The following is a 21,032-nucleotide window of genomic DNA, read 5'->3' as shown; positions in this document are numbered from 1 at the left end:
CTATGATGCTTGAACACGCCGACCACGACCATGAAGACGCCGCCCCGATCGACATGCTCGAGAGCTATTACGCTGCGCATGGCTGGGAGCATGAGCGTCACGACGATGAGATCGTCGCGACCGTCAAGGGAAGCTGGGCGACCTACGAACTGCGCGCGCTGTGGCGCGAAGACGATAGCGTCCTGCAATTCCTCGCTTTTCCCGACATCAAAGTGCCCGACGAGCGGCGCCAGGCGGTCTACGAGACGATCGGGCTGGTCAACGAACAGCTCTGGATCGGGCATTTCGAACTCTGGTCGTCGAGCGGCATCCTGCTGTTCCGGCACGCGGCGATGGTCGACGGGGGTGACGACGGCACGATGTCGCTCGACGCGGCGGAACTGCTCGTCGAATCGGCAATCGAGGAATGCGAGCGCTTCTATCCGGTGTTCCAGTTCGTGCTGTGGGGCGGAAAGAGCCCCAAGGAAGCGATCGCCGCGGCACTGATCGAAACGCACGGCGAGGCATGAGCTTTCCGGCAGGTCCGCTGTGGCTGATCGGTTGCGGCAACATGGGCGGGGCGATGCTCCGGCGGTGGATCGCCGCGGGGCTCGACCCGGCGACTGTTACGGTAATCACGCGGAGCGGGCAGGGCGCGCCTCAAGGCGTCCGGTCGCTGACCGCGCTTCCCGACGAAGAGGCGCCCGCGACCGTGATGCTCGCGCTGAAGCCGCAGCAGATCGATGCGGCGCAGGCTTTGCTGGCGCCCATGCGAGGTAAGCCGAAGCTGCTCCTGTCGATCCTCGCCGGTGTCGACCACGCGGCACTCTCCCAGCGGTTCGCGGCTGACACGATCGTTCGTGCGATGCCCAACCTTCCGGTCGCGATCGGCAAGGGCGTGACGTCGCTCTACACCGCTGGTGCGTCGGAAGAGGCGATCGCGGCGGCGGAAGCGTTCGCAGCGCCGCTCGGTCATTACGAATGGATCGCCGACGAAGCGCATTTCGATGCCGTGACTGCGCTTGCCGGATCGGGCCCCGGGTTCGTGTTCCGATTCGCCGACGCGCTCGCCAGGGCGGGTGCAGCGCTCGGGCTGCCGGTAGACCAGGCGGCGCGTCTCGCTATCGCCACGCTGGAGGGTTCCGCGATCATGGCGGCCGAGGCGGACGTATCGCCCGCCATACTCGCCGACCGCGTCGCCAGCCCCGGTGGATCGACCCGCGAGGGATTGAACGTCCTCGACCGCGACGACGCCCTGGTCGCGCTGCTTACCGCGACGCTTGCCGCCTCCGAACGGCGCAACGCTGAAATGGCGGCTGCGGCGCGTTAGAGGCGGCGTGGAATGTCGTGGGACTTGCTAGCCGCGCGGTGCTGCCGCGGTGAAGGCCGCGGCGATTGCTGCGTGCATCGGCTTGGCGGAGAATGCGGCGTCGTATGGGCAGGGGCGGCGGCGAGCCTTGTCCTTGCGCGGCTCGAAACCCTCGATCCAGCTGTAGCGGTCGGTCATGCCCCACAACAGCACGTCCTTCAGCGCCGGGTAGGCGAACATCAGGTCTAGATAGCCGCGCGTGAAGTCGGCCACTCCCTGGTCGCGTGCGGCGACGTCGGCGGGGAGATTGTTGTCGCGGACGTCGAGTTCGGTGATGACGATGGCATAGCCCATCGCGGTGACGGCATCGATGAAACGACGCCATTCGCCTTCGAGCGCGGCGATCGTGGCGCGCGTGTCGGTGCCTTGCGTGACGAGGTGCGACTGGACGCCGAGCGCGTTGACCGGAACGCCGCGGGCCTTGAACCCCTCCAGCAGTTTGAGGACGCCGGCACGGTGCTGTGCGTTGCCCGGCTCCCAGCTCATATAGTCGTTATAGACGAGTTGCGCGTGCGGTGCTGCGGTGCGCGCCGTGTGGAAGGCAAGGTCGAGCGTCGCCTCGGGGCTGCTGAGGGCGCGGGACAGGGCGGTCGTGTACAGCGTGCCGTCGGCGGGAGTGACGGCCTCGTTGACCACGTCGTAGCTGCGGATGCGCGTACCGTAGCGCTGGCATACCGTGGTGATGTGCCGGACGAGCAACTGTTCCGCCGCACGCGCGGGCGTCGCGCCGAAGTCGTGACTCTCTTCCCATTTCGGCATCCATTTCGGCTGGTGCCATAGGAGGTTGTGGCCGCGGACGGGCAGCGCGTTGGCATCGGCCCATGCCATCATCGCGTCGAATCGCGTGAAGTCGAAGGTCGTGGCGCTGGGGCGGAGGGCCTGCCACTTCATCTCGTTTTCAGGCACCAGCAGCCCGCAGTCGCGCTTCAGCAGTCTCGCATAAGCCGGATTGGCGAACGAGCCGCGGTCCGCGCCGGGTTCGCTCCACGCGAAACAGGAGCCGAGGCGCATGCCCTTGGCTGCTGCGAGCGACTGCAAGCTCCCGTCGGCGCCCGTCGGGCGCAGGATCGATCGCGCCTGAGCATTCGCCGTAGCGCCAGCAGCCGCGAGTCCCGCCAGCATGCCCAGTCCGTCCCGCCGTGTAATGTCCACGAAGCATCCTCATTATATTTTTGTGATAGCGCTATCGTTGTTAGATATCGGGACGATGTCAATCGCTTACCGGGCCGCCAAGGCCTGCGCGCCGCCAGGTTGCAGGCGGGTGACGCAGGCGGGTGATGGGGCGGGTGACGTGGCGGGCGGCATGAACTAGATCGACATCATGCCTGGGCTCTTCGATCATCTTATGCCGGCGAAACGCTGGACGCCGTCGCGGTACCGTGCGTTGCTGCGTGCACGGGGGCCACGGTCCGTGCAGTTCCGCACTCGTGCGGCGATCCTGACGGGCGCGATCCTGATCGGCGTCGTCGCGACGCTGTTCGCCGAAGCGGCGGATTGGGCGGCGGGGGTGTTCGCCGGGTACGCGCAGAGCTGGCACTGGCTGCCGCTGTTGACGACGCCGCTGACGTTCATGGCACTGGTCTGGCTGACCCGGCGGTACGCGCCGTTCGCGCGGGGATCAGGTATTCCGCAGGTGATCGCGGCACAGGCCGATCCGAACGAGGCGACGCGGACGCTGATCTCGCCGCGGACCGTCGCCGCCAAGGCCGTGCTGACGATCGGCGCGGTGCTGGGCGGCGCGTCGGTCGGGCGCGAGGGGCCGACCGTCCAGCTTGCCGCGGCGGTGATGGGCGCGACGCACCGGCTGGTCCGCGTGCCGTTGCGGGGCGGCGTGCTGATCGCCGGTGGCGCGGCGGGGGTCGCAGCCGCGTTCAACACACCGCTCGCCGGGCTGTTGTTCGCGATCGAGGAACTGGCGTCGGCGTATGAGCAGCGCGTGACGCTGCTGGTCCTCGCCGCGATCGTCATCGCCGGGATGGTCGCGCAGTCGGTGCAGGGCGACTACATCTATTTCGGTGCGATCGGCGCGCATATGCCGTTGCTGTCGGCGCTGCTGGTAGCGCCGGTTGCGGGAATCGCCGGCGGGATGGCGGGCGGCCTGTTTTCCCACACGTTGCTGGCAATGGCGCAGAGCCGCAACCGCATGACGACCTGGACCCGCGCCAACCCGGTCAAGTTCGCGGGAGCGTGCGGTGCGGTCGTCGCGGTGCTGGGCGTGTTCACCGGCCTGACCTGGGGAACGGGCTATTCCGCGGCGCGCGCGATGATCGTCGGTGTCGATGCACCCTTGTGGTTCGGACCCGCGAAGTTCGTCGCGACCGCCGCGACCGCGATCGCGGGGTTGCCCGGCGGAATCTTCGCGCCGTCGCTCGCCGTCGGGGCCGGGGTCGGCAACTTGCTCCGCGAAGTGTTTCCCGGCGAACCCGCAAGCGCGATCGTGATCCTGGGGATGGTCGCGTATTTCGCGGGTGTCGTCCGCGCGCCGCTGACTGCGGTCATCATCCTGTCGGAGACGACCGCCAGCCGCGGGCTGATGCTGCCGATGTTCGCAACCGCGTTCATCGCCGATGCGGCCAGCCAATGGGTCTGCCGCGAGAAGCTGTACCACGGGTTGTCGAAGACGTTCGCGATGCCCGCAACGCCGAAAGTCCCTTAGGGCCCGATATCGATCGCCTGCGCCTCGGCGCGTTTGGCGGATGCCTTGGCGAAGCCGAGTTGCTCCGCGATCGGATCGTTCCAACCGTAAGGATCGGTCCGAAACGCGATCTTGCCGGCATCGTCGACATAGACGTTGTGGTAGAGCAGCCGGACCGGGATGCGGCGGGGCAGGGGCACGAAGCTCGTCTCGCCCGAATCCTGCGCCGTCTGCCATGCCTCGCCGACGCCTTCGTCCTCCGCGAGGATCCGCGCGAACCCCAACGCATCCTCGACGCGGACGCAACCATGGCTCAGGTGACGCTGGCTGCGATCGAACAAGCCCGGCGCGGAGGTGTCGTGAAGATAGATCGCCTGATCGTTCGCCATGTCGAACTTGACCATGCCTAACGCGTTACTCGGCCCCGGCTGCTGGACGATCCAGCCATCGCGGACGACCATGTTGTGCGCGGTCAGATACTCCTCGCCGACATTGGCCATCTCGCCGTTCTGGATCGATTTGGGCACGGTCCAGGTGGGATTGGCAACCAGACGATAGATTGGCGACGACAGCGCCGGCGTCTCGCGGCCGGGTTCGCCGACGATCACCTTGCGCCGATCGATCATCGTGCCGTCGCGGTAATAGCGAAGCTGTGCGGCGGCGGTGTTGACGTCGATCCGCGTGGGCGGCGGCGTTCGCGCCAGCCACCGCCGCCGTTCGAGCCCGACCGCGAGCGCGCGCGCACGGTCGCCCGCACCCAGGTTCAGCACCTTCAACGTCTCGGGTCCGACCACGCCGTCTGCGGCGATGCCGTAGTCGGTCTGGAGCCCTTTCAGCGCCTCGGCCATTGCCTGCGTGTAGATCATTGGTGCCGGGGTCGTCGGCATGGTCGCTGTCGGCGAAAATGGCGTCGGTACGGGCGCTACGGCGAGCGGGTCGGTCGACGAGGGAAGATATCCGCTCTCCGCGAGCTGCTCGACGATCGTGGCGACACGCGCGTCGCGGTTGCCGACGCGGATGACGCCGGAGGGGATCGCCTGGACCGGCGTTGCGGTCGACGCCTTGGCGCTGAACGCGAGATACGCGTCGGAGAGTTGTTTATACTCGGCATCCTGCGGTGGGAGACCGTCGAACCATGCGACGAGATCGCCCTTGGCCAGCGCCCGCGACAGCCCGGTGGTAAGGTCGACCTTGGGGCGGGGCAGCGTGTAGACCTGATGCAGCGAGGCGGGGTCGACGCGGCCCTGTGCGAGTGCGCCGGCATAGTCGAGTGCCGCCTTGGTTCGCGCGCTATCGTCGATCGGCGCGGCGCCGTCAGCGGGGGCGGGAAGGAACTCGACCCGATCGAGGCCGTGGCGCGCACGGTCGGCAAGGATTTGATCGAAGGCCGCGATGTTTGCCGCAGTCCAAGCGGCCTTGGTCGGAGTGGCCTTGCCAACTGCCCTTGGTGCCGACTTCGATGCGGAGCGGGGCTGGCCTTCCGCGACGGCCTTTGTTGGGACGATGGGCTTCGGCGCGGGAGCAAATCCACCGAGCGCCAGAGCCAGGACCGGCATGCAACCCAGAGCGAGCTGCATCCGCAAAGTTCGTACTGTCATCGGTGGATAACGTTTGGACCGTTCGATGGGCTCACATTAGCGGCAGATTTCTCGGTTCCTGGGTTCGGCTCCCGTCGATCAGCCGAAATCGAAGACGCCGCCGGGTGGTGCCGCGACAAACTTCTCGCGGGGTATCGTCGCTGCGTCCAGCGCCTCGCCCAGCGCGATTTGCGGCGCGTCCCGTGCTTCGTCGGTCAGCTGGAACGTCCCCCAGTGAATGCCCAGCGCCTGTTTCGCGTCGACCTCGTCGAAGATCCGCACCGCCTCGGTGGGATCGACATGCTGCCCGGCCATGAACCAGCGCGGGGCGTAGGCGCCGATCGGGATCAGCGCGACGTCGGGCGCGCCGAGGCGCTCGCGAATCTGGCCGAAGATCGCGCCATTACCGTACGCGGTATCGCCTGCAAACCAGATCGCACCGGTGGGTGTGTCGAGCCAGTGTCCGGCCCATAAAGCCATCCGGACGTCGCTCGGCCAGCGGTTCGCCCAGTGATAGGCGGGGGTGATCGTGGTGGTGATGCCCTCGCCGATCGTCAGGCGGTCCCACCAGTCGCCGACGATGCAACGGGCGTCGGGCACCGCGGCGCGCAGGATCGTATCGTTGCCGAGTGGGAGTACGAACAGGGGCGTATGCGCCACCTGGAGCCTGCGCAAAGTGGTGACGTCGAAATGATCGTAATGGCAGTGGCTGATGAGGACGACGTCGATCGGCGGCAGGTCGTCGAAGGCGACACCGGGCGCCGCGACGCGCTTTGGCCCGGCGAACGAGACGGGGCTCGCGCGCTCCGACCAGATCGGGTCGGTCAGGATGTTGAGCCCGGCCACCTGGATCAGCATCGAGGCGTGCCCGATCATCGTGACGCGGATCCCGTCGACGCGCGCGTCGGGATTGGCCGGCGTGACCGGCACCGAGCGCGGCCATTTCGCAACACCGGGCGCCAGCTTCCACCGCAGCACGTCTTTCAGGCCGCGATCGGTCGGCGCCTGCCCCGGATTGAAGAACCGGAGACCATCGAAATGGTCGGACGGGGGACCCTGGTAATAACGGTTCTGCGGCATGCGCCTGCCTAGCCCGAAGCCCCCCGGCCGCCCAGACGCTACTTTGCGTTCTTCACGTATTTGTCGAACCACGCTATCGACCGCTGGCGGACGTCCGCGGACTGTTCGGGGCCCGTCACGCAGTGGCCGGCGTCGGGATAGATCACGAGGCTTACGGGGACGTTGCGATCCTTCAGCGCGTGCCACCATTCGATCGACTGGGTCGGCGGCACCTCGATATCGCGCTCGCCGACATAGATGAACGTCGGCGTCCGGGCGGTCTTCGCGTGATAGATCGCGGAGACGTCCTCATACGCCTTCATGTCGTCGTACATCGACTTGCCGAAGAACGGCAGCAGCCACTGGTCGATGCCGTTGGTGCCGTAATAGCTGACCCAGTTCGACAGGCCGGCGCCCGCGACGATGCCCTTGAAGCGGTTGGTCTGCGTGTTGGCCCACATCGCCATGAACCCGCCATAGCTGCACCCGCCAAGGCCGAGGCGCTTGTCGTCGACCGGGGCGACGCGTTCGACCGCATCGACGCCGGCCAGTACGTCGCGCAGGTCGCCACCGCCGAAGTCGCGCTTGTTCGCGGCGGTGAATGCCTCGCCTTGGCCGTAACTGCCGCGCGGATTGGGCAGGAAGACGTAATAGCCCGCCTTGACCAAAGCGGCGTTGAGCGAGGTCGGGTAGAGATAGCCGGGCGTCGAGGCCGCCGATGGGCCGCCGTGGACGATCGTGATCATCGGCGCCTTGCCGGCCGGCGCGGTGCCCGAGGTTGGGCGGGGCGCGAGGAGCCAGCCCTGAACGTCGAAGCCTTCGTTCTTCCAGCTGATGCTACGTGCTGTGGCAAGCGCGGGCATCGCGTCGTTGTCGTGCGTGATCTGCTTCACGCCCTGTCCCTGAGGGGCGAGCGGACCTGCGTAGATCGCCGGTGCGTGCTCGTAATCCTGGACCACGCCGGCAGCAATCCGCCCGTCCGCGGAGAACACGGCACGGCCATCGCCTGCGCTCGAGCTTGCCGGCTTGGCAAAGCCCGGCACCACCGGTTGGCCGGGGGTGAGCGTGCCGAACTGCATCTGGTCGCCGGCCAGCGTCACCGTGCGCAGGCCACCGCGGGTCCAGGCGATCGTCGTCACCGTCGACTTGGCGCCGCCGGTGACGTTGCGCGGCGTGCCGCCCTCCAGCCCGACCGTGAAGACGTCGCCGCCGATCGAGCCGAAATCGCTCATCAGGCCGCCCACATAGGCGACGGTGCGGCCGTCGGGGGACACACGCGGCTGGTTGATCTGCGTCGTCGGCTTGGCGATCGATCGGACCGCGCCGGTCTGCGCGTCGATCGCGTCGAGCGTCGCCACCCACCAATTGTTGTCGCCATTGCCGAGCGCGGTCGTCGCGACGAACCCGCGGCCATCGGGCGTCCAGTCATATTCGTAGACGTAGCGACCCGCAGGCGACAGTGGCGTCACCGTCGTCGTCGCCTTGGCGATATCGAACACGGCGAGGCGTTGCTCGTCGCTCTTCTCGTCGATCTCGCCGATCATCCTGACGCCGGCCTGCGTCGCGCCCGATTCCTTGGCCGCGCCGAGCGTCACCAGCAGCGCGATCCGCTTGCCGTCGGGCGACACGCGCGGCGTCTGCGCGATACCGGCGATGGTCGCGACGGTGCGCGTCGCCTTGGCGTCGGCATAGGTGAGCCTGACGTTACCCGCCGCGGTGTCGCGGACCAGGAATATCAGGTCGCCGTTGGGCGCGAAGGTCAGCCCCGCATAGCTGCACGTCGCACAAGGATCGATCGTCCGCAGCACGTGCCCGTCGGCGACGCTGCGGAGGGTTATGACACCGTGCGCGCCGCTGCTTTCAATGGTCGCGGTGCGATCGCCGGCGGGGGACAGCGCGAGCCCGCCATATTGGTGAAGCGTCTGCGCGGACGCAGGCACGGCGGTCGCGAGGAGAAGGGCGGCGGTGACGGTAAGACGCATCGGGGGCTCCGGCAGAACAGCGGTTGCCCCTGCTTAACGCGTGGCGGTCCTGCGGCAAGCCGGTGTCGTGACTACGCCGTTCAAAGACCTCGCGCCGCGGCCGCCCGGCTTCCGTAGCGGGCCGAAATCGTCCGTGATCGCGGGTTCGTACCTGCTAGCTCGGGCAGTGAAATCCAAGAGACGCGCTTGGGCTTATTTTGCCACAGTCACTAGCGCTGACGCTTCACCAAAACCGGTCGTTCGCCGTCGATCAACGCTTTGAACCCGCCGAAACCAGACTGCTTGATGATGACCGCGGTGCCGGGGCGCGGTGCGAGCGTCAGAGGCTCGATCGTCTCCCACGCCGTATTGTTGGCCAGCTGGATTAGGAAACGCGCGTAACTTGACGCCCTTACACCGGTGATCGTCGTCTTCACCTCGGTAACCCTCGTGAGCCGGTCGGCCTCGCCGCCGCCAAGGGGGTTTTTTGCCGCATCTGCGAGCCCGAACCGCTGCTGTTTACGCTCGACGACGGCCGCGCGGTCCAGCGCCAGCAAACTGCCGGACTTGCGCGCGCTCGCTATCTCGCGAGCGGCTGCGTCGAAGCACGACAGCCGAGCAGCGTCGGTCGCAACCTGCTGGCATTCCGCAAGAACGTCCAATGTTCGCGACGAGGTCCGATCGGGGGCGGCGGTTGCCGGTTCACCGCAGGAGGCGCCCGCCAGAGCGAGGAGTGCAAACGGAACGCAATAGGCACGCAAATCACGCATTGGACTACCTCGAGACGAATAAAGGAAAGAATCTATCGGCCGAGACCGGCGGGGGACACTATGTTGCGCTTATGTCACGCTAATGTCGCAAACGGAACTCAAAAGGTCCGAATCGACGATATTCATTGCGGTGCGGTAATAGCGATCGATACACCCCTCCCAGAGCCGGTTCTTTTTCCGGGGGCAAATGCACGGCGATACGCCGGCAACAAGGGGGCTAATATGACATCTGCTGCTCGTGCACACCTGCTTGCGACCACGCTGCTCATGGGAGCGGCGACGCTTGCCACGCCAGCGTTCGCGCAAGTCCAGGGTGACAATTCGGGGATTCGCGCTGGGGGCGCGACCGCGACCCAAGCAACCACGCCGGGCGCGAATGCCCAGGGCGAAGTCGGCATGACGACGTCCGAAGCGGCGCCGACCACCGAGAACAGCCAGGGCGACATCGTCGTCACCGGCTCGCTGATCAAGAATCCGGCGCTGATCGCATCGGCGCCGGTTCAGGTCATCGGCCAGGAGGAAATCCAGCTTCGCCAGTCGAACACTGCCGAAGACATCCTGCGCACCCTTCCAGGTGCCGTGCCGAGCATCGGTTCGGCCGTGAACAACGGCAACGGCGGCGCATCCTACGTCGATCTTCGCGGCCTTGGTTCGTTCCGTAACGTCGTGCTGCTCGATGGCAACCGTCTGGCACCATCGGGCTTGGTCGGTCGCGTCGATCTCAACAACATCCCGCTCGCACTCGTCGAGCGTGTCGACACGCTGACCGGCGGCGCAGCGACAACATACGGCGCCGACGCAGTTGCAGGCGTCGTCAACTTCATCACCCGCTCGGACTTCTCGGGCCTTGACGCATCGGTCTCGAACCAGATCACCGAGCGTGGCGACGGTTCGTACTTCCGCGGCGACATCACGATCGGAGCGAACTTCGACGACGGTCGCGGCAACGCGGTATTCTCGGTCGGCTATCAACAGTCAGACCCCGTCTATCAAGGCGATCGTGACTACTCGATCAACAACGTGAACTCGTTCAGCGGTGCACTCGGCGGTTCGGGTACTTCGGTCCCCGCAAGCCTTACCGGTACTCGGACGCTGGTGAACGGCATCGCCAACACGGCGCCGCTATATGTCCAGACCGGAACGACGGCAGCAGGCGTTCCCATTCTCGCGTTGAACCCAGGCGGCATGGCCAATCGTGGAAACAGCCAGATTGGCTCGAACGGGCAGGCCGTTGCAGCTTATGCGCCGTTCAATTTCAACCCGTACAACATCTTCCAGACGCCGTTCGAGCGTTTCAACATGTACGGTGCGGCGCACTACGACGTTTCCGACAACATTGAGGTCTATACGCGCGGCCTGTTCTCGAAGAACACCGTGCAGACCATCGTGGCGCCATCGGGTTCGTTCGGCTCGCAGCTGGTTGTGCCCCTCAGCAATCCGTACCTGCCTGCCGCGCTCCGTACTCAGCTCTGCGCTGCCAACATTGCACCGACAACGCTCGGCGTAACTGCAGCTGGTGCTTCGGTTGCCGCTCAAACTACTTATACGCCGCGCTTTACACCAACGGAATGCGCGGCCGCCGCGATCGCGACAAGCCCGACGGATCCAAACTTCCGGACTGCGACGACGACCCTGTCGCGTCGTACTCCAGAAGTCGGTCCGCGTATCTCAAACTTCCAAACCACGATTTTCGATTATCGAGCCGGCGTTAAGCTGGGCATCACCGAGGGCATCAAGCTGGACGTGTCGGGTGGTTACGGTGAATCCGAGAACACGCAGACGCTGCAGGGCTACGTCCTGACGTCGCGCTTGCGCTCGGCAGCGTATGCTACAAACACCACGACCTGCCTGGCTGGCGCTCCCGGGGGTGCTGCGCTCGGTGCAGGGACGGGTTGCGTTCCCGTTAACCTGTTCGGCGCGGAGGGGACGCTCACGCCAGCGCAGGTTCCCTACCTGCTCGGCGAGAGCACCACGACGATCAAGACATCGCTTGCTCAGGCTCGTGCAGTATTGAACGGCGACTTCGGCTTCGCATCGCCGTTCGCAACCGACTCGGTCGGTTTCGCGGCCGGTTCCGAATATCGTAAATATCGTGCGTCGCAGCGCTCGGATACGCTGGCTCAAACGGCTGGCGAACTCGGTGGCGCCGGTGGTGCTGCTCCGAATGTCGATGGCGGGTATGAGGTTGTCGAGGGTTTCGGCGAAATCATTGCGCCGCTCGTCCAGGATAAGCCTTTCTTCCAAAGTTTGACGTTGGAAGTCGGTGGGCGCTATTCGCACTATAAGGTGCTCGTTCCCACCTCGCCGACCTACAATACGACGACCTACAAGGCTGGTGGTAGCTGGGAGCCAGTTGTCGGCGTAAAGCTGCGTGGGAACTATCAGCGTGCGGTTCGCGCTCCGAACATCAGCGAACTGTTCTCACCGCTGACCACCGGACTGACCAATCTGGCGACCGATCCATGCGCTGGGACCGCGCCTGTTTCGAACGTCGTGTTGCGCAACGTCTGCGTAGCGCAGGGCGCACCGGTCAGCACGATCGGGACGATCCAAGCGGATCCTGCTGGTCAGCCGAACGTCACGACCGGCGGAAACCTCAACGTCCGGCCGGAAAAGTCCGACTCGTACACGTTTGGTGTTGTTCTCCAGCCTACTCAGCTGATCCCGGGTTTCTCGGTCACGGTCGATTACTACAACATCAAGGTGAAGGGCGCGATTTCGAGCCAGACGCCTGACGATGCGATCAACGCCTGCTTTGGTCCTTCCTTGAGCGCGGCTAGCGCAACTTCAGCTGCCTGCACTGTCATTCGCCGTAATCCGGCGACGGGCAATCTCTACGGCGATAGCGCCACTACTCCCGGCCTGTTCTCGCCGCTGTCCAACCTTGGCCAGATCAAGACGGACGGTATCGATCTCGGCATCAATTATCGTCGCGATATCGGATTTGCGAAGATGGCATTGTCGTTCCAAGGCAACTGGACGCATGACTCCAAGTTCCAAGCAACGCCAACCTCGATCAACCGCGAATGCACCGGCTATTATTCGGTCAGCTGCGCATCGATCCAGCCGGAGTTCTATTGGAATACCCGGGCGACCTTCACGTTTGCCGACAGCGTCGATGTATCGCTCATGTGGCGCCATATCGAAGGTGTTAAGCAAGAGCCTTACGACGTGACGGACGGTAGCGGTCCTGCATTCGCAGGTACGTTCGGCGGCGACACGGTCAACTTCGGTCGCATCAAGGCGCACGACTATTTCGATCTGACCACGCGTATCGCCGTTGCAGAGAACTTCGACTTCACCGTCACGGTTCAGAACCTGCTCGACAAGGAGCCGCCGATCGTTGGTTCGACTGTTGGTTCGACCTCGTACAACAGCGGCAACACCTATCCGTCGACGTACGACGCGCTGGGCCGTCGGTTTGCGGTCGGGGCACGACTGCACTTCTAGGATCGCGACGATCCGATCTTGGGGCGGCTCTTCGGAGTCGCCCTTTTTGCCTGTGGGGGTCGTGAATGGGGTCGCAACCTTCGTGCCGCGGGGTCGGCTGGTTGGCGCGAAGGAGGACGCTGCGTCAGTTTGACGTGACGGGGTACGCAGGATCCCGGCCATCGGCGGCGTACACCTTCCGCGCCGATTTGTGCTCAGTCGAGCTGCGGCGCGGGTGGATCGAGTGCTACGCCGGCCCCGCGGGCGACCGCTTCGGCCCAGGCCAGCACCTTGTCGATTTCCTCGGCATGGAATGCCGCACCGTCGATCTGTTCGCGCGTGCGGTCGGCAGCACGGTACGCCTTGCCGTCCTTGGCGTTGCGCCCGAACGCCTCGCTTGCCGCCAACGCGTCGATCGTCGCGGGATCGTCGGCCAAGCCGAACAGGGTACAGAGCGCGGCCAGCGCCGGGCGGGGCGCGGCAAGCAGTGTCTCGCTCTGCAACGATCGCACGCGTCCCGGAAACCGCGACGCGAGCGCGGCGAACAGGTCGGCCTGCGCGATCCAGCCGACCGCCGCGACCTGCAGGTCGGTCAGCCTGAAATAATCCTCCTGCGTGAATCCAAGGTCGACCATGCCGTCCGCCAGCTGTTTGGCAAGCAACTCGCGTACCCACAAACGCCCCCACATGCCCTTGCGCGCGATCGACGTGAGGAAGACCCGCAGTGGCGCGTACAGGAGCACCGCCTGTGCCTCTGGACGAAGCGTCATCATCGTCGGAGCCAGTGCATTGACCACGTTGGACGGCTTCACGATCACCGCCTCGCCCGGCACGAATGCGCGCGACAGCAGCGTGAGTGCGCTGTCGAGCCGGTCGGCGACCTGTGCCGGGTTGCCGCCGCGGTGGCGCCAGCCGACAAGGTCGTTGAGAATCAGCGGTTCCTTCAGCGTCGACGCAAGTCCTGCACGGTCGAGGACCTGCGCGAGTAGGGTCGAACAGCAATAGGCCGAGTGGAAGATGAAATGAACCGGATCGATCCGCGGGATCATGGCGATCGCCTGCTGGCGGGGGACCACGACCGGCGCTGCCGCAGTCGGCAGGAATTCATCGGTCAGGAACGTCGCAGCACTTCGCATGGTGCGGTCCGCGGCGATCAGGTGAACTGCGTCGTGACCGGGATCGTAGCGATGCGCGAGCCATTGCGGGTCGGCGATCCGAGCGGCGGGGAGCGTGCCGGCGCCTATGTTATTAGTCGAAGGATATGGCGCAGAGATGCTCATGCGGCAAAGGGATCGCATATCACGGCGCTGATCGCCACCTGCGAGGCGCGATCGTGCGATTTCCGATTGTGCCCGCGGGCGAATGCGGCATGATACTGCGAAGAACACGATGCCCGGGAGGTTATGCGATGATGAAGCGGATTGCGTTTGGTCTGGCGACGATTGTCATCGCGACATCCTCTGTAGTCGCGCAGCAACCCGAACCGGCGGCACCGGCGAAGGCGGTTGCCAAGCCGGAGCGGCCGATCTGCAAACGCTCCGCACCGTCAGGCTCGCTGGTCGAGACCCGACGCGAATGCCATACGCGTGCCGAATGGAACCGGCTCGCCCAGGAGGGGCGCGCGGCGGGCCAGGATGTGGTCGATCGCGCGGCGATGGGCGGTCAATAAGCGCGCTTGGCGATCGGCGTGAGCAGTCAACTGGCACAACGGGTCGACGCGCTGCTGCGTGACGGCGACCAGGCACACCGGTCGGGCGATGCCGCGCGGTCGGGGGCGGCGTACCGGGAGATCCTGGCGATCGCGCCAGATCATCCCGTCGCGCTCAACGCGCTGGGAATGGCCGCGCTGGGGCGGGACGACCAGGCCGCCGCCGAGTTTTTCGCACGTGCGGCAAATGCCGATCCCGCCGCCGCGCCGCTGTGGATGAACCTGGCGAGCGCGCATCGCGGGTTGGGCGATGCGACGGCGGAGCGGACTGCGCTGGAGCGCGCGCTGGCGCTCGACCAGCGCAACCTGATGGCGAACGTGCGCCTTGCCGAACTGCACGACCGGACCGGCGATGCGGCGCAGGCGGCGTTTCGCTGGGGCGGGGTGGCGACGATCGTCCAATCGATAGCCGATCGATCGCCACCGCTCGATCAACTGCTGGCGCGTGCATCGGAGCGGATCGCCTTCCACGCGCGCGCGCTGTCGGACGATGTCGATGCCGCGATGCAGCCATTGCGGGCGGGTGTGAGCCCCGCACAGCGCCGCCGGTTCGATGCCTGCGTCGATGCGATGCTGGGGCGTCGGACGATCTACGCACCCGCACCGCACGGGATGCATTTCCCGTTCCTCCCGGCCGACGAGTTCTTCGCGCGCGACCATTTCGCCTGGTTGGCGGATTTCGAGGCGGCGACACCCGTTATTCGCGCCGAACTGGACGCGCTGCTCGCCGAACCGTCGGCGGGCTTCTCACCTTACGTGACGATGCCGCTCGGCACGCCGGCCAATCTGTGGAGTCCGTTCGATCGCTCGGACCAGTGGAGCGCACGCTATCTGTGGCGCTACGGGGTCCGCGACGACGCGGTCTGCGCGCGGTGTCCGCAGACCGCGGCGATTCTCGATGCGTTGCCGCTGGCGGATATTCCCGGCCGCGCACCGACCGCATTCTTTTCGGTCCTCAAACCTGGCACGCATTTGCCGCCGCACACGGGGGTCAGCAACATTCGTTCGGTCGTGCACCTGCCGCTGATCGTCCCCGACAAATGCGGTTTCCGCGTCGGCGGCGAGACCCGCGAATGGCGCGTCGGCGAGGCGTTCGTTTTCGACGATACGATCGAGCACGAGGCCTGGAACGACAGCGACACTATCCGGGCCGTCCTGATCGTCGATGTCTGGAATCCCCATCTGACGGCTGACGAGACGGCCATGCTGCGCCGCCTGTTCGGTTCTCTCGGCAACAAGCTCGGCAATAGCGGAGACGTTGCAGACTGAAGCCGGTGCCGACGGGCGGCCCGCAGGGATATGCTCAGCCCGTGTCGATCGCCACGCCTTGATAGGTGTCGATGGCCTCGAAGATATCTGTCAGCGCGGCGCGTTCGTCGGCGGTCAGTTCGGGCCGCCAAACCTCGAACAGCAGGACGATCCGGGTTTCCGTGCCGCGGTTCCACGCCTCATGCTCGAACGAATCGTCGAAAATCAGCATCTCGCCGGCCCGCCACGCGCGCGTTTCGGCCCCGACCCGCAGCGCGCATCCTTCGGGTGCGATCAGCGGCAGATGACAGATCAGCCGCGTGTTGAGCATCCCGTGATGCGGCCGAATGTGCGTGCCCGGCTTCAGCAGCGAGAAGATCGCCATCGGCGAGCGACCCGCGATGATCGGGATCGGTGCTTGCTCGAGTGCGGCCATGGTATGCGGACAGGAGGATGCGTTGGGTTCCACGCGCTCGCCACCGCGCCATAACTGGAACGCGCTCCAGCTTGGATCGTCGAGCAACGGGTTGGCCGGCGCGGGGCGGTCTGGCGTCGATTGGACATAGGGCGCAAAGCCCTTCTCGGCCGCGACGACGCTTTCGAGTTCGGCACGCATGTCTGCGGTCGCGGCCTCGATGGCGGCAACCCACGCGAACTCGTCGCGCTCGAAGAACGCACGCTGCGCAAGCCCGGGAAAATAGAACATCGAAGGCTGTTGCAGATACAGTTCGCGCCGTCCGAGCAGCAGGTCGAGCGCGTACCGCGTACGCCCTCCTGATACGCCAGCGGCAAGACCAGTCCCCGCCAGCGCATCGCCGAGATGTGCGGCAAACCGTTTCGCGCAATCCGCCAGGAACGCTTCACCGGCCTTCAGCATCGGCACCAGGACGGGCGCTATCGTGGCATTCGGCAGCGTGGCGACGTTCAGCGCGGTGCGATAAAAGGATTGCGCCGCGCGCTCGTCGCCGCGTCGGACCTTCAGCGCGGCCATCGTCAACAGCGCAGCCAGGTGGCGTGGTTCTGCTGCCAGGAAATGCACCAGCGCGGTTTCCGCCTCGTCGTCGCGGCCGAGCGACTGCGCGGCTTGTGCGATCAGGAACCACGGCGCGGGCATGCCCGGTGCCCCGTCGCGTAGAAGGGACAGCATTTCATAGGCGCGTGCCGCGTTACCGTTGCGGAGCGCGGCCATCCCGTCGCGCGCGAGATTTTCTGCTTGAGGCCGGGTGAGTTGCATTCCTCCAGCGTAACGATGTGGAGGCGGATGCCAAGTGTGCGGGTCTCACCTGGCTTGAGGCGAGGCATGCTTCGGCGCGGGAATGCGATGTGACCACGTTAGCCGCATTTCGAAGTGGAGATAGTCGATCAGGCGACGCGACGATAAGCGACCGGGAGCGCAGCCAAGGCGGTGACCAGTCCGCGGCCACGCCGTTGGCACAGTCGGCCGTGCTACTGGCGGCGGCTTGCCGATAAATACGGCAGATCCGGAATATGGAAAGAATTGGCTGGGGCGGCAGGGTTCGAAGCTGTATCACCTTTTTGTGTCCTTGAACGGCATAGTCATTGACTGCCGCAGGCTTATGCTACAGCAGACTGCTGAAATGAGTGCTACAGTCAACGTCCTTAACCGTTACATGGTCAAGCGGCCCGGCTCGGCCATGTGGCAGTTACGCAAGCCTGTGCCAGCCGACGTGCAGGCGGCGTTCGGCAAGGTGGTGGTCACAAAATCGCTGGGTACCAGCAACGACCGTGATGCCACCAAAGCTGCCATGATGCTTCTCGAAAAGCTCGAAGAGCATTGGGACGGCATCCGCAGGGGATCTCCTCTCGCGTTAACCGAACGCGAGCCTGAAGTGCTCGTGCGCGGTGAGCTGCCGGAACATACGCAGAATGCGATCATCAAGGCGGTCTACACCCAAGTCCTCGACAAGATTGAAGAGCTCGACATTGCCAGCTTCAAGAGCGATCGTCTCGCTCACAATAGCTCGGCTGACAAGCGTCGTGAAGCGGCGCTCGATGTGGCGCGAGAGGTTAGAGCCGGTGACGTTACGCGGTTTATCGGACCGACCGAGAAACAGCTCGCGAACCACGGTGTGGAGGTTGATCGCGAAGCGCCATGGTTTTCCCAGCTAGTGCGCGATGTCGCGCTCGCGGTGGTCGCAGCTCAAGACGCGGGCTACAGAGCCGACCAGGGAGAGCTTGCTCCTAAACCGGCTAATGAGTTGGTGACACGGGCGCTCGGCGTCAGTGAGCCAGGCGCTCCAGCAGCGGATATACCGTTTGCAGAGCTTGTTGGTCGGTTCATGCGATATTGGCTAGGAGGAACGCATGGTCGCAAGGAGACCAACACGGAGCAGCAGAAGCGCTCCACGTTCCGCCTGTTCGGAGGTTATTTCAACGACCAACCAATTCGTAGAGTTTGTCATCAGGATGCGACGAACTTCTTCGATACACTGCGCCTGTTCGATCCGCATTGGGCTCGGTCACCTGCCTCGCGGAAGCTTTCATGGTCCGAGTTGATTGTACGTCATGGGGATCGCGACCGCGGCCTGTCGGACGCTACCATGAATCGCCACCTTCAAGTGCTACAGGAATTGTGGACGTGGTCGAAGCAGCGCGGTCACTGTGATGGGGAGAACCCATTTGATGGGTTTCGCACGAGGCTCCGCGCAGGCGTCAACGTCAAACCGTATGTTGCTTGGGAAGACGATGAACTTCGTCAACTTCTTTGCCCCCCACCGAAGCGCTCGGACCTGCTGGAGGTCATTCTCGTAGGCATGTTCACCGGCATGAGGCTAGACGAGATCGCGTCCCTGACATGGTCACAGGTCCGTCAGAGCACCGACAGCGGGGCGACCGTCCACTATTTCCAGGTAGAGGATGCGAAGACGCCCGCAGGCAACCGTAGAGTCCCCGTGCACGCCGATCTCGCATGGCTGCTGGCGCGTCCTCGAGGCGCGGCAAGTGATCGGCTTTGGCCTACCTTCAACGAGGAAGGTCGCGGCAAGAAGGCGGGCAACGACGCTGGTCGAGAGTTTTCGAGGTTCAAGACGGACAGGGGTTTCGTCGACCGAACCAAGACATTCCACTCGTTCCGCAAAAACGTGACCCGCATAATGGAGCGCAGCGGAGTGCCGGAAAACGATTGGGCGCAGATCTTCGGTCACGAACGCGGTTTCACCTACAGGGTTTACAACCCCGACGGGATCGACATGAGACAGCGCGCCGACATTATAGCGCGCATAAGCTATCCCGGCATCGAGGTTCCCCACCCCGCTTGTTGACGTCGAATCAACCGGTATGGTTCGCCGCCACTCGATGGGGGCAGGCGTCTCGTCAGGGGGGCACGGCTTGAGATCGGGTTGATCGACTACCGATTGAGGTCCTCACCCCATCGCATCAACTTTTAATGGACCGACACGGCCACTATGAACGCTCCTACCACTCCTGTCGTCCGCAGTCGCCCAAAGAGGCCGCAAAAAGTCGACGCGACAATAGACCTCGCTATCACCGATCGAGCCATCGAGCGTGACTGGAAAACCCTTAGTTTTGTTACCACTAGCGTGCGCAAGCGCCTGCTCGCCGGCAAGCGCGACAGCCTCGCAAACGGGTCGTCATCATTATATTGGAAATACCGTGGTAAAGGATTCCCGCTCAAGCACAGTGACGGGTCCAGCCTCCTCGCATGGCGGTCACTGACCAAGTGGATGAAATCGCAGGTCGCATCGATGTGCTTGCAGGAGGGGGCATGCAAGGCATTCACGATCACGATACACGAGGAACTAGCAGACGAGCTTCGAGCGAAAGGCACAGACCCCAAGGTCTACCTGCGGGACAGGCTTGCTCGTTGTCTGCGTGACGAGTTCGGCATCGTGCCATGGTTTCTGTTCGTCATAGAAGACCGCACCAAGAGCGGCTTGAGCCGTACCAAGGTGCATGCTCATGGCGTCATCCAGATCATACCCGCAGATCCGCATAGGCTGCTCTCTGGCGAGTTCCCATTGCGGACCAAGGTGCAAATAGCCCGCGAGGGCCTCGAAGCGGCACGACTCGATGCCGGAGCGGACAAGATTTACCATGCCATGAAAGTCGCGTCGGGGAATGCTACGGGAGACCGTCCGGTAATCTACAAGGGTCGTAATCAGGGGCGCAACGTCTGGTGGAAAAGGATGCTTTTCCCCTTTTTTAACGTCGAGTGGATCAGCTACTCGTTCAAGAACACCATGAGCGCGAGCGGTACGTTGCCCGAGAACCGCTTGTGTATGTCGCGTGAGCTCAACCGCGAGGCCCAGAGTCTCTGGGCGTTGATCCGTGACGGGGAGCCGGGTCCGGGAGCGCCGGCGGGACAGTAACCACGGTTGCGGATAGTTTACAGATAGTTGCGTGATTCGAGCACTTTTGTCGTGATAACCGCTTCGGCGGTGGTGGACGTGCCGAGCCATTGGGAGGAAGATAGTGGGCTTGAGATAGGCGCCGGAGCTCTTTCTTCGTACCCTTTCTATCGCCAAGCCTACCACCGGCGCATCACAGAAAGCCTGGCAACCTGCGGCCTAGAGCGCAAAGTGAGGCGCAGCGTCTGGTTGCAGGTGCAACCTCCACGTCGGTCAGGCTCGATGCCATCGAGCCCCGCTCGGAGCGCCCCGTGAGCGAGTATCTCACCTCGACGCTGAGGCAATCAAAACGGCGGGTCACGAGGGTGCGGATACTAGGATCTCCGGTGCGCTCGCACCTATGGCCCGATGGAAGGCGACCTGGGCCAAGATGAGCATGGGCCTTAGAAGCTCGGAGGTTTGTTGGGCTCGACTACCTAGAGGGAGCGTGCATCTGCTAAATACTTAAATCTTGCTTTGCTGACATGCCACCCGACATGCAAGCTGGTTAATGCAATATCTAACTAGACCAATTAAGGTCGGTGGAGATTGTAAGTGATGTCAAACGATAAGTATCAAAGGGAAAGCTACCAGATTTATCAGATCGATATACCGGGACCAGTCTTCATACGACACGTTGTCGCAACCTCTTTGCGACGTGCGATGGAACTAGCGATCCTAGAAGACGAAGAGCTGATTGCAGGCGCGATGTTGATGGTATCTAATGTGACCAGTGCCTGGATATGCCACTCACCATTGGCGTCGCAGTCAACCTGGTCACTACTGCGAGAGCGCCGCGAAGGACTCGTCGATTACGACATTAAGGAGGGTTGGGAACACTTGTCATCGGAGGAGTAAGTGCGGGCGTGACGGGCACGATAACTAGTGCCCGTCACAGAGGACGCGAAACGACCAAAGAACGGGACGCGA

At 64.2% G+C, this 21,032-nt stretch carries 15 protein-coding genes; 8 read left to right on the top strand and 7 right to left on the bottom strand.

What is annotated here, in order from left to right:
• The first annotated feature begins 2 nt into the window (after window positions 1-2).
• Both J4O76_RS04870 and proC read left to right on the top strand, forming a co-directional pair.
• Window positions 3-509: a YbjN domain-containing protein gene (locus J4O76_RS04870; protein ID WP_165895101.1), complete on the top strand. Its 507-nt coding sequence runs from the start codon at window positions 3-5 to the stop codon at window positions 507-509.
• On the top strand, window positions 506-1,309 hold the full coding sequence (gene proC, locus J4O76_RS04865; protein ID WP_426280601.1) for a pyrroline-5-carboxylate reductase: 804 nt from the start codon (window positions 506-508) through the stop codon (window positions 1,307-1,309). The genes J4O76_RS04870 and proC overlap by 4 nt, the downstream gene beginning before the upstream one ends.
• 27 nt (window positions 1,310-1,336) lie before the next feature.
• Here proC and J4O76_RS04860 read toward each other — a convergent pair whose 3' ends face one another.
• Window positions 1,337-2,500, bottom strand: a complete 1,164-nt coding sequence (locus J4O76_RS04860; protein ID WP_426280600.1) for an endo-1,4-beta-xylanase — start codon at window positions 2,498-2,500, stop codon at window positions 1,337-1,339.
• 169 nt (window positions 2,501-2,669) lie between these two features.
• Between J4O76_RS04860 and J4O76_RS04855 the strand changes: the two genes are divergently transcribed.
• A complete protein-coding gene (locus J4O76_RS04855) occupies window positions 2,670-4,004 on the top strand; it encodes a chloride channel protein (protein ID WP_426280599.1) in 1,335 nt (444 codons plus the stop codon).
• On the opposite strand, the gene J4O76_RS04850 is transcribed toward J4O76_RS04855, so the two are convergent.
• The 4 genes from J4O76_RS04850 to J4O76_RS04835 form a co-directional block, all read right to left on the bottom strand.
• Window positions 4,001-5,581, bottom strand: a complete 1,581-nt coding sequence (locus tag J4O76_RS04850; protein ID WP_426280598.1) for a L,D-transpeptidase family protein — start codon at window positions 5,579-5,581, stop codon at window positions 4,001-4,003. The two genes, J4O76_RS04855 and J4O76_RS04850, sit on opposite strands and share 4 nt — an antisense overlap.
• A 78-nt stretch (window positions 5,582-5,659) precedes the next feature.
• Window positions 5,660-6,640 (bottom strand): MBL fold metallo-hydrolase, encoded by a 981-nt coding sequence (locus J4O76_RS04845; RefSeq protein ID WP_426280597.1) that lies wholly within the window; start codon window positions 6,638-6,640, stop codon window positions 5,660-5,662.
• A gap of 38 nt (window positions 6,641-6,678) precedes the next feature.
• Window positions 6,679-8,601: a S9 family peptidase gene (locus J4O76_RS04840; RefSeq protein ID WP_426280595.1), complete on the bottom strand. Its 1,923-nt coding sequence runs from the start codon at window positions 8,599-8,601 to the stop codon at window positions 6,679-6,681.
• Between the two features lie 209 nt (window positions 8,602-8,810).
• The gene (locus tag J4O76_RS04835; protein ID WP_426280593.1) at window positions 8,811-9,350 is read right to left on the bottom strand and encodes a hypothetical protein; all 540 of its coding nucleotides are present in this window, start codon (window positions 9,348-9,350) and stop codon (window positions 8,811-8,813) included.
• Between the two features lie 222 nt (window positions 9,351-9,572).
• Here J4O76_RS04835 and J4O76_RS04830 point away from each other — a divergent pair, with 222 nt between their 5' ends.
• Complete coding sequence (locus tag J4O76_RS04830) at window positions 9,573-12,800, top strand: TonB-dependent receptor domain-containing protein (RefSeq protein WP_426280592.1); 3,228 nt, start codon at window positions 9,573-9,575, stop codon at window positions 12,798-12,800.
• Window positions 12,801-12,994: 194 nt separating this feature from the next.
• On the opposite strand, the gene J4O76_RS04825 is transcribed toward J4O76_RS04830, so the two are convergent.
• Window positions 12,995-14,059 carry a hypothetical protein gene (locus tag J4O76_RS04825; RefSeq protein WP_426280591.1) on the bottom strand — a complete coding sequence of 355 codons (1,065 nt, stop codon included), beginning with the start codon at window positions 14,057-14,059 and terminating at the stop codon, window positions 12,995-12,997.
• A 128-nt stretch (window positions 14,060-14,187) separates the two neighbouring features.
• Here J4O76_RS04825 and J4O76_RS04820 point away from each other — a divergent pair, with 128 nt between their 5' ends.
• Together J4O76_RS04820 and J4O76_RS04815 are read left to right on the top strand one after the other, a co-directional pair.
• Window positions 14,188-14,448 carry a hypothetical protein gene (locus tag J4O76_RS04820; protein ID WP_426280590.1) on the top strand — a complete coding sequence of 87 codons (261 nt, stop codon included), beginning with the start codon at window positions 14,188-14,190 and terminating at the stop codon, window positions 14,446-14,448.
• 18 nt (window positions 14,449-14,466) lie between these two features.
• Window positions 14,467-15,756 carry an aspartyl/asparaginyl beta-hydroxylase domain-containing protein gene (locus J4O76_RS04815; protein WP_426280588.1) on the top strand — a complete coding sequence of 430 codons (1,290 nt, stop codon included), beginning with the start codon at window positions 14,467-14,469 and terminating at the stop codon, window positions 15,754-15,756.
• 34 nt (window positions 15,757-15,790) lie between these two features.
• Here the strand turns inward: J4O76_RS04815 and J4O76_RS04810 are convergent, their stop codons facing one another.
• Window positions 15,791-16,969 (bottom strand): aspartyl/asparaginyl beta-hydroxylase domain-containing protein, encoded by a 1,179-nt coding sequence (locus J4O76_RS04810; RefSeq protein WP_426280587.1) that lies wholly within the window; start codon window positions 16,967-16,969, stop codon window positions 15,791-15,793.
• Window positions 16,970-17,195: 226 nt separating this feature from the next.
• On the opposite strand from J4O76_RS04810, the gene J4O76_RS04805 reads away from it, so the two are divergent.
• Together J4O76_RS04805 and J4O76_RS04800 are read left to right on the top strand one after the other, a co-directional pair.
• Entirely contained in the window at window positions 17,196-19,016 is a 1,821-nt protein-coding gene (locus tag J4O76_RS04805; RefSeq protein WP_426280585.1) for a DUF6538 domain-containing protein, read from the top strand.
• Between the two features lie 144 nt (window positions 19,017-19,160).
• Window positions 19,161-20,084: a hypothetical protein gene (locus J4O76_RS04800; RefSeq protein WP_426280583.1), complete on the top strand. Its 924-nt coding sequence runs from the start codon at window positions 19,161-19,163 to the stop codon at window positions 20,082-20,084.
• Window positions 20,085-21,032: the final 948 nt, after the last annotated feature.

Origin of the sequence: Sphingomonas sp. NFX23 (assembly GCF_049887795.1) — a bacterium.
Lineage (GTDB): Bacteria > Pseudomonadota > Alphaproteobacteria > Sphingomonadales > Sphingomonadaceae > Sphingomonas.
The sequence above is the reverse complement of the archived record's forward strand: the minus strand, read 5'-3'. Positions and strand labels throughout refer to the sequence as shown.